Annotated in this window: 17 protein-coding genes; 3 read left to right on the top strand and 14 right to left on the bottom strand. The window is 70.1% G+C overall.

Translation table 11 applies throughout. The annotated features are described in order from the left end of the window. Positions 1-5: 5 nt before the first annotated feature. Both ACJTNH_RS11125 and ACJTNH_RS11120 read right to left on the bottom strand, forming a co-directional pair. Positions 6-1,235, bottom strand: coding sequence for an MFS transporter (locus tag ACJTNH_RS11125; protein WP_458175558.1), 1,230 nt, complete (start codon positions 1,233-1,235; stop codon positions 6-8). Beyond that, a complete protein-coding gene (locus ACJTNH_RS11120; RefSeq protein ID WP_458175556.1) occupies positions 1,232-2,647 on the bottom strand; it encodes an FAD-dependent oxidoreductase in 1,416 nt (471 codons plus the stop codon). The genes ACJTNH_RS11125 and ACJTNH_RS11120 overlap by 4 nt, the downstream gene beginning before the upstream one ends. Before the next feature lie 101 nt (positions 2,648-2,748). Here ACJTNH_RS11120 and ACJTNH_RS11115 point away from each other — a divergent pair, with 101 nt between their 5' ends. Then, positions 2,749-3,108, top strand: coding sequence for an ArsR/SmtB family transcription factor (locus tag ACJTNH_RS11115; protein ID WP_458175554.1), 360 nt, complete (start codon positions 2,749-2,751; stop codon positions 3,106-3,108). A gap of 186 nt (positions 3,109-3,294) precedes the next feature. On the opposite strand, the gene ACJTNH_RS11110 is transcribed toward ACJTNH_RS11115, so the two are convergent. The 5 genes from ACJTNH_RS11110 to resB all read right to left on the bottom strand — a co-directional run bounded on the left by ACJTNH_RS11110 (position 3,295) and on the right by resB (position 9,165). Next, positions 3,295-3,498 (bottom strand): hypothetical protein, encoded by a 204-nt coding sequence (locus tag ACJTNH_RS11110; RefSeq protein WP_458175552.1) that lies wholly within the window; start codon positions 3,496-3,498, stop codon positions 3,295-3,297. A gap of 259 nt (positions 3,499-3,757) precedes the next feature. Then, positions 3,758-4,420, bottom strand: coding sequence for an RNA polymerase sigma factor (locus ACJTNH_RS11105; protein WP_458175550.1), 663 nt, complete (start codon positions 4,418-4,420; stop codon positions 3,758-3,760). A 292-nt stretch (positions 4,421-4,712) separates the two neighbouring features. After that, positions 4,713-5,696 carry a tyrosine-type recombinase/integrase gene (locus ACJTNH_RS11100; RefSeq protein WP_458175548.1) on the bottom strand — a complete coding sequence of 328 codons (984 nt, stop codon included), beginning with the start codon at positions 5,694-5,696 and terminating at the stop codon, positions 4,713-4,715. A 150-nt stretch (positions 5,697-5,846) separates the two neighbouring features. Further along, a complete protein-coding gene (gene lnt, locus ACJTNH_RS11095; protein ID WP_458175666.1) occupies positions 5,847-7,298 on the bottom strand; it encodes an apolipoprotein N-acyltransferase in 1,452 nt (483 codons plus the stop codon). A 253-nt stretch (positions 7,299-7,551) separates the two neighbouring features. Then, positions 7,552-9,165 carry a cytochrome c biogenesis protein ResB gene (resB, locus tag ACJTNH_RS11090; protein WP_458175546.1) on the bottom strand — a complete coding sequence of 538 codons (1,614 nt, stop codon included), beginning with the start codon at positions 9,163-9,165 and terminating at the stop codon, positions 7,552-7,554. Positions 9,166-9,440: 275 nt separating this feature from the next. Between resB and ACJTNH_RS11085 the strand changes: the two genes are divergently transcribed. Both ACJTNH_RS11085 and ACJTNH_RS11080 read left to right on the top strand, forming a co-directional pair. Further along, positions 9,441-10,043: a TlpA family protein disulfide reductase gene (locus ACJTNH_RS11085; protein ID WP_458175544.1), complete on the top strand. Its 603-nt coding sequence runs from the start codon at positions 9,441-9,443 to the stop codon at positions 10,041-10,043. A 2-nt stretch (positions 10,044-10,045) separates the two neighbouring features. Next, the gene (locus ACJTNH_RS11080; RefSeq protein WP_458175542.1) at positions 10,046-10,921 is read left to right on the top strand and encodes a cytochrome c biogenesis CcdA family protein; all 876 of its coding nucleotides are present in this window, start codon (positions 10,046-10,048) and stop codon (positions 10,919-10,921) included. Between the two features lie 74 nt (positions 10,922-10,995). Here ACJTNH_RS11080 and ACJTNH_RS11075 read toward each other — a convergent pair whose 3' ends face one another. The 7 genes from ACJTNH_RS11075 to ACJTNH_RS11045 all read right to left on the bottom strand — a co-directional run bounded on the left by ACJTNH_RS11075 (position 10,996) and on the right by ACJTNH_RS11045 (position 16,209). Continuing rightward, on the bottom strand, positions 10,996-11,583 hold the full coding sequence (locus tag ACJTNH_RS11075) for a class I SAM-dependent methyltransferase (RefSeq protein ID WP_458175540.1): 588 nt from the start codon (positions 11,581-11,583) through the stop codon (positions 10,996-10,998). Between the two features lie 29 nt (positions 11,584-11,612). Then, on the bottom strand, positions 11,613-12,980 hold the full coding sequence (locus ACJTNH_RS11070; RefSeq protein WP_458175538.1) for a phenylacetate--CoA ligase family protein: 1,368 nt from the start codon (positions 12,978-12,980) through the stop codon (positions 11,613-11,615). A gap of 73 nt (positions 12,981-13,053) precedes the next feature. Continuing rightward, entirely contained in the window at positions 13,054-13,593 is a 540-nt protein-coding gene (locus tag ACJTNH_RS11065; RefSeq protein WP_458175536.1) for a signal peptidase II, read from the bottom strand. Further along, positions 13,574-14,236 carry a cation diffusion facilitator family transporter gene (locus ACJTNH_RS11060; RefSeq protein ID WP_458175534.1) on the bottom strand — a complete coding sequence of 221 codons (663 nt, stop codon included), beginning with the start codon at positions 14,234-14,236 and terminating at the stop codon, positions 13,574-13,576. Before ACJTNH_RS11060 ends, ACJTNH_RS11065 begins: the two co-directional genes overlap by 20 nt. Further along, positions 14,236-14,628, bottom strand: a complete 393-nt coding sequence (locus tag ACJTNH_RS11055) for an ArsR/SmtB family transcription factor (RefSeq protein ID WP_458175532.1) — start codon at positions 14,626-14,628, stop codon at positions 14,236-14,238. Before ACJTNH_RS11055 ends, ACJTNH_RS11060 begins: the two co-directional genes overlap by 1 nt. Positions 14,629-14,701: 73 nt before the next feature. Further along, positions 14,702-15,298: a cadmium resistance transporter gene (locus ACJTNH_RS11050; RefSeq protein ID WP_458175530.1), complete on the bottom strand. Its 597-nt coding sequence runs from the start codon at positions 15,296-15,298 to the stop codon at positions 14,702-14,704. A gap of 11 nt (positions 15,299-15,309) precedes the next feature. Continuing rightward, complete coding sequence (locus ACJTNH_RS11045) at positions 15,310-16,209, bottom strand: F510_1955 family glycosylhydrolase (protein ID WP_458175664.1); 900 nt, start codon at positions 16,207-16,209, stop codon at positions 15,310-15,312. Positions 16,210-16,304: the final 95 nt, after the last annotated feature.

The raw sequence follows: 16,304 nt of genomic DNA, 5'->3' as shown, positions 1-16,304 counted from the left end.
CTGGGCTAGCTGCGGCCGCTGATCGTGGCCAGACCGGCCGCGGCGGCCACCAGCACCGCCAGCACCGCGAACATCGCCGGGTAGCTGCCCAGCGCCTGCGCGATCGCGGTGCCCGCCCACGGGGCTACCGCGGCCGCCGCGGTGATGGGGGCGGCGAACACACCCGACAGCGCGCCGTAGCGGGCGCTGCCCCACCGGTCAGCGACGACGGTGGCCTGCAGCAGCGTGGCCGTGCCCCGCACCGCACCGGTCACCACCGCCAAGGCCACCAGCACCGCGGCCGGCCCCGGGACGACGGCGAGCGCGGCGATCGAGGCGGCCGAGACCGCCACCACTCCGACCGTGCGCACCGTCGGGGTGGTGCGCCGCGTCAGCGGGGCGTAGCCGATCCGGCCCAGCAGCTGCCCGGCACCCAGCAGCCCCAGCGTGGTCGCCGCCAGCGACGCCGACATGCCCCGCCCGGTCAGCAGCGGGATCAGGGTGAGGCTGGCGCAGTACATGCCGAACGCGGTCACCGTCAGCGCCCCGGCCAGCAGCAGGAACCCCGGGCTGGTGACCACGGCCCGCACCGGCGCCGCCGGCGCCGCCCGGTCGGTGGCCGCGGCCCGGTCGGTGGGCGCAGGCATCCAGGGCGGGGTGAGCGCCAGCGCGTGCAGCGGGACGGTCACCACCGCCAGAACCAACGCCAGGGCCAGGTAGGTGCCCCGCCAGCTCAGGTGCTCCAGCAGCAGGTGGGTCAGCGGGGCGAAGACCGTGCTCGATAGCCCTGCCACCAAGGTCAGCCGGGTCAACGCACCCACCCGGGCCGCCCCGTACCAGCGGGTGAGCGCGGCGAACGCCGCCTGGTAGAACACCGCAGCCATCGTGACCCCGGCTACGAGCCAGGCCACCAGGAACCAGCCGAACCCCGGGGCCAGGGCGATGCCCACGGTGGCCGGCACCGCCAACACCGAGCCCACGGTCATCACCAGCCGCGGCCCATACCGGTCCAGCCACCGCCCCACCGGGACGCCAGCGACCGCGGAGACCACCAGCCCGGCGGAGAACGCCGCGGTCACCCCGGTGGCCGACCAGCCGGTGTCGGCGGTGATCGAGGCCAACGCCACCGGCAGCGCGTAGTACAGGACACCCCAGCTGGTGACCTGGGTGACGCACAGCGCCGCCAGCACCCGCCGCGGCGGACGGATGAGCCCGTCTGCCCCGGTGCGCGGGGTGCTGGCGGCGCTGGCGGTCAACAGCTCGAGGAAGCCGGAGCGCCGATCGTCACAGGCTGCGGGGTGCTGCTGCAGCAGCTGGCCGCCGGCGCCTCGGCGGAGTAGCCGTGCTCGCTGCCCGTGCTGAACCCAATCCCCGCGGCCGTGGTCTCGGCGGCTTCCCGGTCGCCCAGGTCGGTGCTGCACACCCCGGTGGAGGGCAGGTTCAGTTGCACCGAGTCCGCCGCCGCGAGGTCCCCAGCGAGAGCGGCGGCGATGGAGCGCACCTGCTCATAACCGGTGGCCAGCAGGAACGTCGGCGCGCGGCCGTAGGACTTCACGCCGGCCAGGTAGAAGCCCTCGTCGGGGTGGGTGAGGTCGTGGTGCCCGTGCGGGGGCACGGTGCCGCAGGAGTGGAAGTTCGGGTCGATCAGCGGCGCCAGCCGGGCCGGTGCCTCCACGCCCGGGTCCAATGACAGCCGCACCTCCCGCAGCATGTCCAGGTCCGGCCGGAAGCCGGTGGCCGCGGCGATCGCGTCCACGGTCAGCGCCAGCGCGCCGTCCCGGCCGGTACCGGTCACCTGCAGCTGCCCGTCCCCGGTCGGAGTCAAGTCGGAGATGGTGACCTCCCGGTGCAGCTCGACGTGCCCGGCCTGCACTGCGGCCTTGAGAGTGGAGCCCAGCAGCCCGCGGGCGGGCAGACCGTCGGAGTCTCCACCGCCGTACAGGCGGGCGGGGGAGCGGCCCCGGATGGCCCAGCTGATCCGGGTGCCCGGCTCGCTGCGCTGCAGCTCGACCAGCCCCAACAGCGTGTTCGCCGCCGAGTGCCCCATGCCCACCACCAGGATGTGCCGGCCGGCGAACCGCTCCCGGTCGGCCCCGGTCACGTCGGGCAGCGGGCCGACCAGCCACTGCTGCGCGTCGGCCTCACCGATCGCCGGGAGCCCCGCGGCACCCAGCGGGTTGGGCTGCCCCCAGGTGCCGGAGGCGTCGATGACCGCTCGCGCGGTCAGGTCGGCCACCCGCCCACCGGCCACGGTGCGCACCAAGTAGGCGCGCCCGTCCCGGCCCACCGTGCGGGTCTTGTCCACCCCGGCCCGGGAGACGGCCACCACGCGGGTGCCGGTGCGGATCCGCGACGCCAGCTGCTGGGTCGCGGCCAGCGGCGCGAGGTAGCGGTCGACCAGCTCAGCGCCGGTGGGCAGCTGCGTGCGGTCGGGGGACTCCCAGCCGGTCGGCTCCAGCAGCCGGGCGGCCGCGGCGTCGACGTCGTACTCCCACGGGGAGAACAGCCGTACGTGCGCCCAGGACCGCACCGCGGCCGCGACGTCCTCGCCGGCCTCCAGGACCAGCGGCTCCAAGCCCTGCTCCAGCAGATGCGCGGCCGCGGCCAGCCCCACCGGGCCCGCGCCGATCACCACCACCGGCAGATCACTCGTGCTGTAGGCGCTCATGGTCACTCTCGTCCTCACATCGACGGCTGCACGTCCCAACGCCGACCGACGTTAACAACAAGCACTGTTGATAGCAAGCATGGTGTGGCATACTTGCGGGCATGCGGCAGGACCTGGACGTGCGACTGCTCGACGTCGGCGAGCTCACCTCACCGGCCGACCGTGCGCGCCTGCTCGCCCCCCAGCTGAAGGCGCTGTCGGACCCCAACCGACTGCACCTGCTCCTGCTCCTCGCCGAGGGCGCTCGCACCGTCCGGGAGCTCACCGATGCGACAGGCATGAGCCAGACCCTGGTCAGTCATCACCTCACCCCGCTGCGCGAGCAGGGCCTGGTCACGATCACCCCCAAGGGTCGCAGCAACGTCTACTCGCTGTGCTGCGAAGCCCTCGCCGGCCCCGTCAAGACCCTGGCGACGCTCGCCGCCCTGACCCCCGAGGGTGCCGACGCCTGCTGCAGCTGAGGTGAACGCAGGCTCGGGGTGGAGACCTCGAGTCGTTCAACATGTCGCGGTCACCGTGCCCTGCGACTGAGCGTCGCTTCCCGTCGGCCTGCCGGCTCCGGGGGTGGCTGGTAGAAATCGACGCACAGGGCCCCCCGCAATTGGTGTGCGGGGGGCCCTGTTACCAGCGGCTGGTCAGGGTGAGGGTCAGCCCTCCTCGGTCACGCTGGTGTTGGGGTGGCGGGCCGCGGCGGCGTTGGAGATGTAGCGGCCGCTGATCGCCGAGCGGTGGTGTGTGCCGGCGCTGCGGTTGCCGCCGCTCTCGGTGACGCTGGTCCGCGGGTGGCGGGCCGCAGCGGCGTTGGAGATGTAGCGGCCGGTGATCGCGGAGCGGTGATGGCCTCGGGCCATGGTGGGTACCTCCTGAGTGAAGGACGGCTCCTGTTTGGATCCGCCTACTGGCTCATAGGTCCGTGACCGACGGCGATCCCTCAGGCCTTGGGCTTCTTCTTGGCCTGTGTGCGCATCTGGCCCCGAGCCGCTGAGCGAGCCACCAGAGACGCCGCCACGGCGGGCTTGACCGTGAAACGCACCGCGCGGGCGCGGGGGCTGCCCAAAGACGAGGCCTCGATGAGCTCACCAATGGGTGCGCTGCTGTGACGGGGAGGGGTCATGCGCTCTTCCTTTCACTGGCCAGGCGCCGCTTCCAGCGGCCGATGAGGTTCTCCACGGCCTTGGCGTCCTTCAAGCCGGTCATCATCGCGATCTCGGCGTGGCTGTAGCCCTCGGCCTGGTAGATGAGGGCGGACTGGGCCTCGGCGCTGTCGACGGCGCTGAGCACCTCTTGGATCTCGGCGTCACGGTCGAAGGTGGCGGCGATGTTGTCGTGCGCCGGCGCCAGGACGTTGTTCTCGACCAAGTAGTCCAGTGACTCGCCCGTCGGTGTGCGGCGCTGGAGCCGGGACCACTCCTTATAGACGTTGGGGAACTGCCACTTGCACTGGCCGATGAAGTAGGTCTTGAGGCTGGCACCCCGGGTGGGGTCCCACTTGTTCTGCTTGAGGACCTTCTCCAGGAAGTCGTGCAGGGCGTAGACGACGGTCATGGAGGCGAGGTCCTCGACCTCGACGGGGTCGGTGATCCGACCGTCGGGCAGGTCGCGGAAGCCGAAGTTGGTGGCCTTGGTGACGATCCCGAAGACGAGGCCCTGGCGGATCCAGCTCCGGAAGACGCCCAGGCCGTAGCGGGCGAACTCCTCGGCGACGGGGTTCCACACCTTCGGCGCGTAGGCGTTGAGCTGGAGGTCCAGCAGCAGGTCAGCGTCCCCGAGCATCCGGTCGAGGCGGTCGTCGTCGGGTTCCCGCTCGGCGGCGACGAGACGATCTGCGTAGCTCGGCTGATGATCGTCTTCGGAGTCTTCTGATGAGGGTTGTATGTCCTCGTGCGCAGCCCAGCGGCCACCGTCGCGGTGGGGTGACTGGCTCATGCGCGGTCTCCGGATCGAGTCATCAAGTAACGAGGCCTCGTTGCTTGGTTCCTCTTAAGTCCACCCGCAGGACCGATCCCTCACCCTGGACCAAGATTCTTGGAAAAATCTTCAGGGGCGGGACCACGGTGCCCTCTACCTAGGCGTTGTTGCTGGTCAGCGCGCTGGCGAGAAGATAGTTTGGGGATCGGTCGAGGTTGTGCCGGCTGCGGTCATACCGCCGGGTGGTGCGTGGATCGGCGTGCCCGAGGGCGTCTTGGACGTCCTGCAGCGCAGCGCCCAGGCGGAGCGCCTCGGTGGCGTAGGAGTGCCGCAGGCTGTGCGGGGTAACGCCGGCCGGCAGCCCGGCGGTGCGGCACAGCCGCCTCAGCTGCTCGTAGGCCAGCTGGTAGCCGTAGCGGTGCCTATCAGCGCCGGCGGTGAAGATCGGGCCGCTGGTCCGGTCCCCCAGGTAGGTCTCGAGCGCGCGCACCACCGGGGGAGCCAGCGGCACCCGCGCGGTCTTGCCGCCCTTGCGGGTCACCTTCAGCACGCGGTGGCCGTGGTCGTGGCCGTAGTCGCGAAGGTCAGCGCCCAGGGCCTCGGAGATGCGCAGCCCGCAGAAGGTCAGCAGGGTGACCAGGGCAGCCGAGCGCGGGGAGTGCGCGGCCGCGGCCGCGAGGAGCCGGCGCAGCTCATCAGCGGTCAGGCCGATGGCCTGCGAGTCATCGGAGACCTTGGGGCGCCGGACGGAGGCCACGGGGGAGTGGGTGAGCACCCCGGCGTCGTGAACCCCGTAGTCGTAGAAGCCAGACAGCGCCGAGAGCTTGCGGGCCACCGTCGCCGGGGACGCGGGGCGCCCGATGCGGGGCTGGGGCTCGGTGGTCAGGTGCCGGACCCACAGATCGACGTGGTGCCGCTCAGCGGCGAGCGGGTGGACGCCGAGTCGGGCGCACCACCTCGCCCACGCCTCGAGGTCGCGCCGGTAGGCGGTGGCGGTCTTGCCGGGGTGGCCCACCAGCCACCCGGCGGCCAGGCGCAAGAACGGGTCATCCTCGGACGAGCCGGGGAGGCGGTCCAGTGGAGCGGGGCGGACCGCGGGCACCGGAGCCGAGATGGCGGCGGTCAGCGGCACGAGGGTCACGCACCGACGTTAGCGGCGGGGTACGACAACAACGTCCCCCTGACGCGCCCAGACCACTGACGCGCCCGGGCCGGTGACCGCCAGCCAGGCGCCCGCCACACCATCACCGGGCGGGCTGAGTAACCGTGAGCAACTGAGTGAGCTGTCGCCTCAGCTGGCTGAGTCTCGGTGATGCACGACCTGGAGGAGCCCCGGACCTCTCGCCTGGTGCCTAGGGCGGAGCAGGCGCAGGGCTGGCCCGAAGAGGAGAAGAAGAGCGGTAGCCAGCAGAACCGGGAAGTCACCGGTCCGGGCGTAGGGGGTGAGGCCGGACCGAAGGGGAACCGTGGCGGTGAGAAGTTCGGGCGTGCCGAGCTCGCCCTGTGCAGCCACGCGTCCATCGGGCAGAACGATGGCGGTGTACCCGGTGGGTGCGGCCTGCAGAACGGCCCGGTCCATCTCTCGAGCCCGCATCCGGGCTGCGGCCACCTCAGTGGCCGGCACCTCCTCGGTGGTGTACGAGGCGGCGTTGGTCGGCACGAGCAGGATCTGCCCTCCGGCGGTCACGGCGGCCCGCGCTCGGTCGGAGAAGAACACTTCGTAGGAGATGACCACGCCCAGCGGCCCCGCGGGCGTCTCCAGCAGTCCCGGGCCGCGACCGGGAATGGCGTCCCGGGGCACCAGGGCGGTGGTGTCTGAGAGCCGTTCGAACAAGCTCCGGGCCGGGATGTACTCCCCGAAGGGAACCCGGTGCACCTTCTCGTAGCGATCCACCATGGCCCCGTCGGGCGCCCAGGCGACCGCAGCGTTGCGGAAGGCCCGCTCACCGGATTCGGTCACTCCGGCGACGACGGTGGCACCGATGCGAGGCGCAAGTGCTGCGATCCGGTCTGCTTCAGCGGTGTCGGCCACCGGCCCCGTCACCAGGATGCTGCTCTCGGGCCACAACACCAGGTCGAGCTCAGCAGGTAGGTCATCGCTGACGTCGAACAGCCGTTCTGTGACTGCCTGCTCGTCTGACTGCACGGCAGGTATCCCGCGCGGGCCGCCGCCCTGCACCACGGCTGCCCGGAGCTGGCCGGCCGGTGCGTCGCCGGGCGCGGCAAGAGCGACGCCAGCGGCGCTCACTGCAGCCAGGGCCGCGACGACCATCACCGTATGGGCCCGCCGGTGAGCCACAGCCAGACCAGTCACTGCTGCCCCAGCGCCTGTCGCCAGTCCGACGACGAGGAGGGAACCGCCGAGGGGTGCGGCCGCAGCGAAGGGGCCATCGAGCTGCCCGAGGGCCAGCCCCGGGATGGGGAAGCCGCCGAACGGAAAGCGGGCACGTACGGCCTCGAGCACGACCAGCGCCGCCGGAAGCGCCCACCAGCGCCCCTGAGTGACAGGGGCCAGGAGGATCCCGCCAGCGAAGATTGCGACCTCGATCAAGAGGACAGCCGCGAAACCGGCCGAGTGAAAGTCGGTCAGCCAGGACAGAGTCGGGGTGAAGAAGCCGGACCCGGCCAGGACGCCGAGCGCCAGGCGCTGGCGCCACTGCAGGCCCAACAGCGCCCAACCGAGGACAGCGGCCCCGCCCGGCGCCAGGACCCAGGCCGACCTCGGGGGCATGCTGCCTGCCAGGAGAAGCCCGGCGAGAACGCCGGCGAGCGAGCGTTCCCAGCCGGGTGTCCACCGATGACGTGCCTGGGCATCCGGCGTTGACCTCCGGTGCCCGAAGGCAGGAGCGCCTCTGTCTCCTGCCCGGGTCATGGGTCAGTCGACTCGGCAGCCACCGTCACGTCGGCAGCGCAGAGGTGGAGCGGTCGGCGGTGGGGGAGCCTGCAGGGGCCTGCACCGAATCCGGGTGAACCGGCAGCGGCGCGCTGGTGAGCCGTCACGGCCCGGTCCGGCGTTGGCTCAGCGGGGGACCGTCGAGCAGATTGGCGGCGAGTCGGTGAACCCGATCATGGACCTCGCCGTCTCCGCCCCGCGCCAACCCCGCCAGGGACAGCGTGGTCAAGGGACCGTCCCCGGCGTCTGTGTCGGTGCCGGTGATCCGGGCGAAGATTCGTTCGCGGCGAACCATCAGCGTGGCCAGGAGCCCCAGCAGCATGGTGATCGAGCTGACGAGGACGGCGACCTGCCCTGGATCGTTGGACAGCTGTAGGGCTGCAAACTCCCGGAACCCGTCGAAACGCACGATGGTGCCGTCGTCGAGCGTCGCACTCTGTCCGATGACGAGGTTCGCCTCACCGATCGCGGTCAGCACACCCGCGTCGATCTGTCGCTGCGGCAGGCTGAACACCGGCTGGGGCCTGCCACTGTCCAGGCCCAGGTAGCCCCGGTAGCCGATGATGGCCACCTGCGGGGCGAGGGGGCGCGCGTCGACCGAACTGAGGACACCGCCCTGGATCACGCCGGTGGGTGCGAAAAAGCCCTGGAGCGCGAAGTCGTCACCGGGACCGTCCCCGACGTCGGGGAGTTTCACCACGCCCTCACTGGCGAAAGTGGCGCTGTCTCGGGGCAGGAACGGCGCTGAGATCTCAGCGAAGACCTGCCCGTCGGGCATCGTCACCGTGAACAGTGGAGTAAAGCCGTGTCCGGTGACGTACAGCCGGTCACCGTCGGAGCGGAACGGGTCGTTGACCCCGATGGTCGTCTGCGCTGTGGAGGCTCCTGGTTTGGCCTGCACACCGACGTCGGCGGTGAAGGACGCTGGTGTCCCATCGAGCTCGTAGGTGGCGCGGAAGTCCACCAGGTCGAAACACAGTGGCGTGAGAGTGCCCTCATCGACCAGCGGCCCGGCGGTGTACTGGTCGTACTGCTGGAAGGAGTTGCAGAAGCCGTCGCCCTCAGTGACCAGGATGCTGCCTTCGTATCCCCACAGCTTCCCGCCGGCCAGCGAAACCAGCAGGGCCAGGAGGGAGAGGTGGAAGACCAGGTTGCCGGTCTCCTTGATTCGGCCCCGCTCCGCCGAGATCTCCCATCCGGTGTCGGTGCTGCGACGAACCACGCGGAACCGCGCTGATCGCAGGTCGGCCTCGACCCCGGCGGCGATGCTGGAGGCAGGTAGCGCCACCTGATCGGTGCTGTGCACAGGGAGACGATGGAGATGTCGCGGCACGGGTGGGGGATCGGCTCGCGCGGCCCGCAGGTGCTCCCTGCAGCGAGGCACCAGGCATCCGATCAGCGAGATGAACAGCAGTAGGTAGACCGCTGCGAACCAGGGGCTGGAGAAGACCTCGAACATGCCCAGCTTGTCCAGGATCGGAGCCAGCGTGGGGTTGTCTCGGAAGAACTGGGCCACCGAACTCGGGCTCAGCGAGCGCTGGGGGAACAAGGAGCCGGGAACAGCGGCCAGCGCCAGGAGGAACAGCAGCATCACCGCTGTGCGCATGCTCGTCAGCCAGCGCCAGCGGCGCACCATCCACCGGCTGAACCGACTCAGCACGGAGCCGCGGGAGACGCCGGCCATCGGCCGTTCCGTACGGGTCCGCAGGTCGGTCACAGCCGCCCCCTCAGGGCCTGGCGGGCTGGCGCCCCTGGGTGAGGTGAGGCGGTGGAGAGCCTGCTCATGCAGCTCCTTCTCAGGGACTCAAGCCCGTTGCCGCTCCGGGCCGCAGGGGCGCAGGGGGTCGTCGACCGGCGGTATCGGCGCATCGCGCGGGCTGTCGTCCGCACGCTTTTATCGATCTCTGGCGATGTTAGCGTGCTAGCCAGGCCAGCTCGCTGGCGTCGCAGGTGCCGCTGTCGTGGCGGCTCGGTAGCACAGGAGCGTCCTTCATGGCAGCTGTAACACTGAGCCGGCGAACGCTGCTGGCCGCAGGCGTGGTCACCGTCTCGGCCGCGCTGCTCGGCTGCTCCAGCAGCTCTGCACCCGACAGCGGCGATGAAGGGTCTGGCGAGTTCGACTTCACCGAGGCCACACCCCCTGGTCAAGTGATCCCTGCCGCGTCCCGTCGGGCTGCGCCGTCGTTCACCAGCGAGTACCTCGACGGCGCGGCCTTTGACTCGGCGTCGCTGGCTGGAGACATCGTGGTGATCAACTTCTGGGGATCGTGGTGTGCGCCCTGTCGGATCGAGATCCCTGAGTTCCAGCTCGTCTACACCGACGTCGCCGACGCCGGTGTGCAGTTTCTCGGCGTCGATGTGAAGGACCAGCGTCAACTGGCACAGTCCTTCATCGACAACGTCGGGGCTACCTACCCCTCCCTGTTCGACCCTCGAGGCGAGGTCGCGCTGGCCTTCCGAGGCTTCCCCTCCAACGTCGTACCCACGACGATCTTGCTGGACCGCAGCGGTCAGGTCGCTGCGACCTACGTCGCGGCGGTCTCCCAAGAGGAACTGCGCGCTGCCCTTGACCAACTTCTGGCCGAGGACGGCTGACCATGAGCGACCTGGGCGCCACCTTCGCCGGCATCGTCACCGACGGCTCCCTCCTGCTCGCCGTGGCGGTGTCAGCTCTGGTGGGACTGATCAGCTTCGCCTCCCCATGCGTCCTGCCCTTGGTCCCCGGCTACCTCGGCTACGTCGCAGGGCTCACCGGAGCCGGCGCGTCGGCCACCACCGAGGTAAGGCGTGGTCCTTCGACGACGGGAACTCCGCTCACGGACACGACGACGGCGGGGCGTATCGATACCTCCGCCCAAACCTCTGCCCGACCAGTTCGACAAGGCGATCGGCGCCGGGTGATCACCGGGGCCCTGCTCTTCGTGGCCGGTTTCAGCGTGGTCTTCGTGTCCTTCGGTGCCCTCTTTGGGGGCCTCGGGCGGCTGCTGCTGGAGTGGGCACCGGTGCTGACGCGCGTCATGGGCGTGGTCACCATCGTGATGGGCCTGGCCTTCTTGGGTCTGTTGCCCTGGTTGCAGCGCGAGGCACGCATCCACCGTCGGCCACCGGCCGGGCTTGCCGGTGCACCGGTGCTGGGAGTGGTGTTCGGTCTTGGCTGGACGCCGTGTCTGGGCCCGACACTCTCGGCGGTCAACGCCTTGGCCTACACCGAGGCCTCCGCCGCCCGCGGCGCAGTCCTAGGCCTGGCCTACTGCCTGGGCCTCGGCGTGCCCTTCCTGCTCGTGGCGCTAGGTGCCCGCCGTGCACTGAACTTCTCAGCTCTCGCTCGCCGCCGCGCGCAGATCGTCATGCGCGTCGGTGGCGTGCTGCTGGTCATCCTCGGAATCCTGCTCGTCACTGGCTGGTGGGACGCCGTGATGGTGTGGCTCCGGTCCTGGCTCGCAGCTACCGGGCTCGGCTCGTCGGTTATCTGAGGCCTGCTTGGGCTGTGCGCCTCTCGTTGCCGACGGGGCTCGATCGCGACCTGCGATGTGGGGCGTGAGCGGGATCAGTCCGGCTTCTTGGCGGTGAAGCGCATGGCTTGTCGACCGCCCGTCGCTCGGACGCCGACGGCCGTAAGGCCGGCGTGTGTCAGGGCTGGTCCCAGCAGCTGTTGGGTGATCAGCTGGTGGGGTGAGCGGTCGGCCCAGTGCACCCACTCGGTCAGCGGGGTGGCGACCACGTCATAGCCGACGAAGCTCCCACCGGGCTTGAGCACGCGGCTGACCTCAGCGAGTGCCCGCTGCCACTCGATGACGTGGTGCAGCATCAGGTAGCTGACCACGACGTCGAACGATCTATCGGCGAAGGGCAGAGCGATCGCGTCGGCCTGCCGGGCGGTGACCCGCGGCTTGTCGGCGAAGCGTCGCTGAGTGGCGGCAACCATGACTGGATCGATGTCGGTGACGGTCACCGTGCAGTCGGGATAGCGCTGGATCGTCGCGGCCGCCATGGCGCCGCTTCCACCGCCGAGTTCGAGCACCGTGCCGCGCGGGCTCACTCCCTGCAGCGCCCAGCCGAGGATCAGGCGGCCGGCGATCCAGCGCCACGGCGGGCTCTGGCAGAACCAGCGTTCGGCGGTCGACATGACAGGCATGGGCGTCTCCTCACATACCGGGCGAAAGGTCAGGGCCCAGGCGGGAGCGGCGGGGGCGGCAGGGGCTGGACCAGGCGGTACTTGCCGCCAGCTGAGGGCCGAGGTGGGGCTTCGCCACGCTCAAGTGCGATCTCGAGGCCGTGGGCTGTGAAGAGCATGGTCAGCTTGGTGCTCATCTGGTGCCAGGCGCGGTCTGAGTCGGCGCTGGCCGTGGGTTGCAGGTGGATTCGCAGGGCAGCGGGAGTGGTTTGGACGATCTGGGCCAGCTCGATGCCGGGGATGCGGTCGACCGTGGCCGACAGGGTCAGCGGAGTGATGGTGACGGCTGAGCCGTTGGCGGCGGTGAAGGTCAACACGTCGGCGCTGCGGCCCTGCACGCGAATAGCGGGCAGCGGGTTGCCGCACTCGCAGGGGGCGGGTCGGGCTAGCACGCTGTCGCCGAGGTCGTAGCGCAGAATCGGCTGAACTTGGTTGGCGAGGTTGGTGATAAGCACCGTGTGGGACTGCTCGCCGGGGGGAGTGGGGCGGTACTGGGCGTCGACTGGTTCGACAAGAACCCAGTCGGTGTTGACGTGCAGCCAGCCCTGGGTGCAGCTGTAGCTCAGGAAGGGGCACTCGGTGGCGGCGTAGGAGTTGCCGACCTTGGCCCCGAAGGCGGCTTTGATCCGCTGCTGCTCGTCGACGGGGAGGGTTTCGGCAGCCAGGGCGACAAGGGCAGGAGAGATGTGCAGGCGTCCGGCCTCGGCCTCGGTGGCCAGCAGCGCCGCGGTGGTGGCGTAGGGGGCGAGCACGGCGGGGCGGAAGTCGTTGAGCTGGGCGACCAGCTCGGGCAGAGGTGTCTGCACGGCAAAGAGTCGGACCCGGCGGGCTCCGCGCCTGCTGCGGCGCAGCCTGGCCGCTGCTGCAGCGGAGGCGAAGTGGCCGCCGGTCGCAGTGACCATGGCTATGCGTGCGCCACCGGCGATGATGCGAGCCACGTCGTTCGGGCGCAGCCAGTTGGTGATCATGCGGGCGGCCATGGCATTGACGACGCTCATCGTTCCGCCGTCGATCAAGAACAGCCCGCGGGTCCCAGTGGTGCCCGAGGTGGTAGCCACGGTGTAGGAGCCGGCGAAGTCGACGCCGATGTTCGCCGGGTCGGCGACGAAGTCCTCGACGCCCTGTCGGCTCACCCGTGCGTCGGCGATGACGTCATCGAAGCGGCCCATCAAGGTGGCTTTGGTCGTCACCGGCAGCAGCGATGCGTCCTTGATGTGGTCGGGTAGGCCGGTGTAGAGCTCGCGGTAGTAGTGCGAGTGGCTACGGGCGAAGGCCACCGCGGCGGCCAGGCGGGACCGCTGACGTGCAGCGATGACCTCTGGGCCGCCGCGGTAGGTGCGGCTGGCATCGAGCAGCATTCGCCCTGCTCCGGCGGCGCCGGGATCGACGACGGGAGACAGGCTGTGCCCAAGACTCGGTGCCATGGCGCTCCTACGTTCCTGAATCCCGAGCAGGCTGAGAACGCAGGACGGCGAGGGCCACGGTGGCTGCGCCGAGGGTGATGAAGACGTCGGCGAAGTTAAACGTGGGCCACCACCCGGTATGGAGGTAGTCGGTCACCAGACCGTCGCCGGCCCGGTCGACCAGGTTGCCCGCAGCCCCGGCAAGAACGGCTGACACCCCGACGAGCAAGAGCCATGGGGCGTCGGCGGCTGCTCGCCAGGCGAAGACCGCCACCCCTACGGTGATGAGGCCCGTCACCGCGATGACCACCCAGCTCGGCAGGCCGGCGCCGAGGCTGAAGGCGGCGCCTGAGTTGTAGCCCAGCCGAAGGTCGAGCAGCCCCAGGTGGATGCTCCGCCCACCGGTGAGCTCCTGCTCGGCCACGGCCTTGAACACCAGATCGCTCGCCGCGAGAGCCCCCGCCGTCGCGGCGATACCCAGGCGAGCCGTGCGGGGACGGCTACGCCGGGGCCGATCCCTCACCGCTGCCGAGGAAGCCGAAGCACCCTCAATCGTCATCGTCATCATCGTCGTCCTCGACGAGCTCGCCCTCCCAGGCCTCGCGGCCCTCGTGAATGGCGAAGGCAGCGATGACGAAGCCAGCGACGGGGTCCAGCCAGGTCCAGCCGACAACGGCGTAGAGACCGAGACCGATGAGGGTGGAGATGCTCAGCAGCACGCAGATCTTGGTCTCGGCCGCATCGGCCAGGATGAGCCGGTCGCCCCCGAGGGCCTCGCCGACGCGGCGCTTGGCGCGGGCGAGCAGCGGCATGATGATCACCGAAGCGGCCAGCAGCACCAGGCCCACGATCGAGGTGTCGGGCTCCTCGCCGCCGACCAGGCTGCGGATGCCCTCGAAAATCACATAGGCGGCGAGCACGAAGAAGGTGATCGCCACAGCTTTCAGGGCCCGGCGCTCCTTGGCTTCGTCCGCCTCGCCGTGGCGCAGCCGCGCGGCCAGGCGCAGGCCCACCAGCACCGAAGCGGCGGACTCGATGCCTGAGTCGAAGCCGAAGCCGATCAGCGACACCAGGCCCGCGAGGATGCCGGCGGTGATGGCGATGGCGCCCTCGGCGACGTTGTAGACGACGGTGAACTGCGCCAGGCGCAGTCCTCGCTTAGTCAGGCGCTCGGTCTCAGCGGGGCTGAGGGTCGTCGTGGTCTCACTCATCAGTTCTCGGTCTCCTCGCGGCTGTCCGCTCCGTAGGTGGGGCACAGGTCAACGGCATCGCCGGTGAGGGCCAGCAGCCGCTCGGCGGCAGCCAGCAGATCGAGCAGCTCATCGCGGGTGGTCAGCGAGAACATCGACGCACGTCCCTGTGGGCGGGAGTCGACGAGGCCGCAGTCCCGCAGGCACGCCAGGTGCTTGGAGACCGTCGACTGGGCCAGACCCAAGTGCCCGGTCAGCTCGACCACGCGGTGTTCGCCGAGGCTCAGGTGACGCAGAATCGCCAGGCGGGTGGGGTCGGACAGGCTGTGGAACAACGAGGCTGCCGGCGAGAGGCCGGCGGTCTCCAGCTGAGGGGCGTCGGGTGCAACGCCCTCCGGGGATTTCATCGACATGCGGCGATGATAGCTGGGCGCAACTACCCAGCCAAGACTGTCCGACCTGAACATCGCAGCTGTCCGGAACAGGTCACAGGCCGAATGCCCCACCTTCGACGAGGATCACCACACCCAGGCCGATGAGCACGAGCGGGAAAAGGACGCTCTCCCAGCGCTCCAGAACGTGGGCGATGGGCTTGCGGGTGGCGACGAACCTCGCGGCGGCGACGAGCACCGAGATCAGTGCCAGGAAGATGACCGAGTAGGCCACGATCCCGGCAGTGCCCACGGTGACGAACACCGGGACGTAGACGCCGATGTTGTCCCCACCGTTGGCGAAGGTGACCGCCGCGACGGCGAGCACGCTGACGGTTCTGCCGTCATCGTCATCGTCATCGTCGTCATCACCGCGCCAGGCACGCCAAGCCGCGAGCAGACCGAGGACCAAGGGGATGAGGCCGAAGTAGGGGATCGCCCCCTCGGGCAGGAAGGTGCTTGCCCCTAGGGCGACGAGCACGGAGGCAGCCAGGATGCCGCCGAAGCCGAGGTACTGACCGGCAGCGATCTTCGCCGTCAGGCCGCGGCTCCCGGCTCCGCGGGCGAAGAACAGCGACAACACGATGATGTCGTCGATGTTGGTCACCATGAACAGGCCAACGGCCTGCAAAGCCCGGGTCAGAAGATCCATGATCGCCGGGCCTAGCTCAGCGGGGCGAAGGTCTCGCCGCCGTCGGTCGAGTCGTGCACTCCGTCGCTGGACACGACAAGGACCCGCAGGCCGCCCTCGGCGGTGGTGCTGGCCCCGACTGCCTGGGGCGAGTCGGAGGTGCGGGCGCGTTCCTCCCACGTGGTGCCGGCATCGGTGCTGACGGCGACCGTGCCGTTGGGGGTGACGCCGACGACGGTCTGGCCCGCGGCCCAGTCCACCACCAGCAGAAGGGGAGCGTCGGCTACCGGCTCCCAGGTGGCGCCCCCGTCGACGGAGCGCAGCGGCCCGGACTCGTGGGTGGCCACCAGTAGCGTTCCATCCTCGGAGCCGGCCAGTGCATGAGGCGTCACAGTCGTAGACAGGTCGCGCCAAGCCGCACCGTCGCTCGTGGTGCTCAGTGCACTGCCGTCAAAACCGACAACAACGCCGGCGCTTGAGGCAGTGAGGGCATGGAAGTCGGATTCGCCCTGACGGGAGAGGAGGTTCCAGGTCTCGCCCCCGTCGGTGGACTCGATCAGGCCGACCGGCTCCGGTAGGTCGACGCCGGGCCCGGGGTGGCCAGAAGCGAAGAAGTGGTTGGGGCCGGCCACGGTGAAGCCCATCAGGTCGATGACGGGTCCGATGCGGGTCGGACCGCCGTCGTCGTAACGGAACAGGCCGTCATGGGTGGCCAGGTAGACCAGCTCGTCGGCGGGGTTCACTGCCACGCCATGGACGTGGGCGCTGGGCAGCGCCTCGTGAGCCGCCTCGTGCGCCGAGTCCCCGGCGCCAGCTGGGGAGGTCTCATCGCCGCCGCACCCGCTGAGGGTGAAGGCAGCTGCGGCGGCGGCAACGGCGAGCGCAGTCGACCGACGGCGACGGAGCGGTGGGCGAGAAGGCAGGAAGGCCATGATCACTTTCCGAAGGGAGGGTCTGGCGCGCAGGCTCCGATGCATGCCTCACGCTCAAGAGGTTTCATCGACGTTCAGCGATGTTATCGCGTAGC

It is taken from the genome of Modestobacter lacusdianchii (assembly GCF_054177765.1).
This window is presented reverse-complemented; position numbering and strand designations above follow the sequence as displayed.

Coding starts and splice junctions, on each gene's coding strand:
- ACJTNH_RS11120 (WP_458175556.1), bottom strand. CDS start 2,647: ATGAGCGCCTACAGCACGAGTGATCTGCCGGTGGTGGTGATCGGCGCG.
- ACJTNH_RS11115 (WP_458175554.1), top strand. CDS start 2,749: ATGCGGCAGGACCTGGACGTGCGACTGCTCGACGTCGGCGAGCTCACC.
- ACJTNH_RS11110 (WP_458175552.1), bottom strand. CDS start 3,498: ATGGCCCGAGGCCATCACCGCTCCGCGATCACCGGCCGCTACATCTCC.
- ACJTNH_RS11105 (WP_458175550.1), bottom strand. CDS start 4,420: ATGCTCGGGGACGCTGACCTGCTGCTGGACCTCCAGCTCAACGCCTAC.
- ACJTNH_RS11085 (WP_458175544.1), top strand. CDS start 9,441: ATGGCAGCTGTAACACTGAGCCGGCGAACGCTGCTGGCCGCAGGCGTG.
- ACJTNH_RS11080 (WP_458175542.1), top strand. CDS start 10,046: ATGAGCGACCTGGGCGCCACCTTCGCCGGCATCGTCACCGACGGCTCC.
- ACJTNH_RS11075 (WP_458175540.1), bottom strand. CDS start 11,583: ATGCCTGTCATGTCGACCGCCGAACGCTGGTTCTGCCAGAGCCCGCCG.
- ACJTNH_RS11070 (WP_458175538.1), bottom strand. CDS start 12,980: ATGCTGCTCGATGCCAGCCGCACCTACCGCGGCGGCCCAGAGGTCATC.
- ACJTNH_RS11065 (WP_458175536.1), bottom strand. CDS start 13,593: ATGATGACGATGACGATTGAGGGTGCTTCGGCTTCCTCGGCAGCGGTG.
- ACJTNH_RS11060 (WP_458175534.1), bottom strand. CDS start 14,236: ATGAGTGAGACCACGACGACCCTCAGCCCCGCTGAGACCGAGCGCCTG.
- ACJTNH_RS11055 (WP_458175532.1), bottom strand. CDS start 14,628: ATGTCGATGAAATCCCCGGAGGGCGTTGCACCCGACGCCCCTCAGCTG.
- ACJTNH_RS11050 (WP_458175530.1), bottom strand. CDS start 15,298: ATGGATCTTCTGACCCGGGCTTTGCAGGCCGTTGGCCTGTTCATGGTG.
- ACJTNH_RS11045 (WP_458175664.1), bottom strand. CDS start 16,209: ATGGCCTTCCTGCCTTCTCGCCCACCGCTCCGTCGCCGTCGGTCGACT.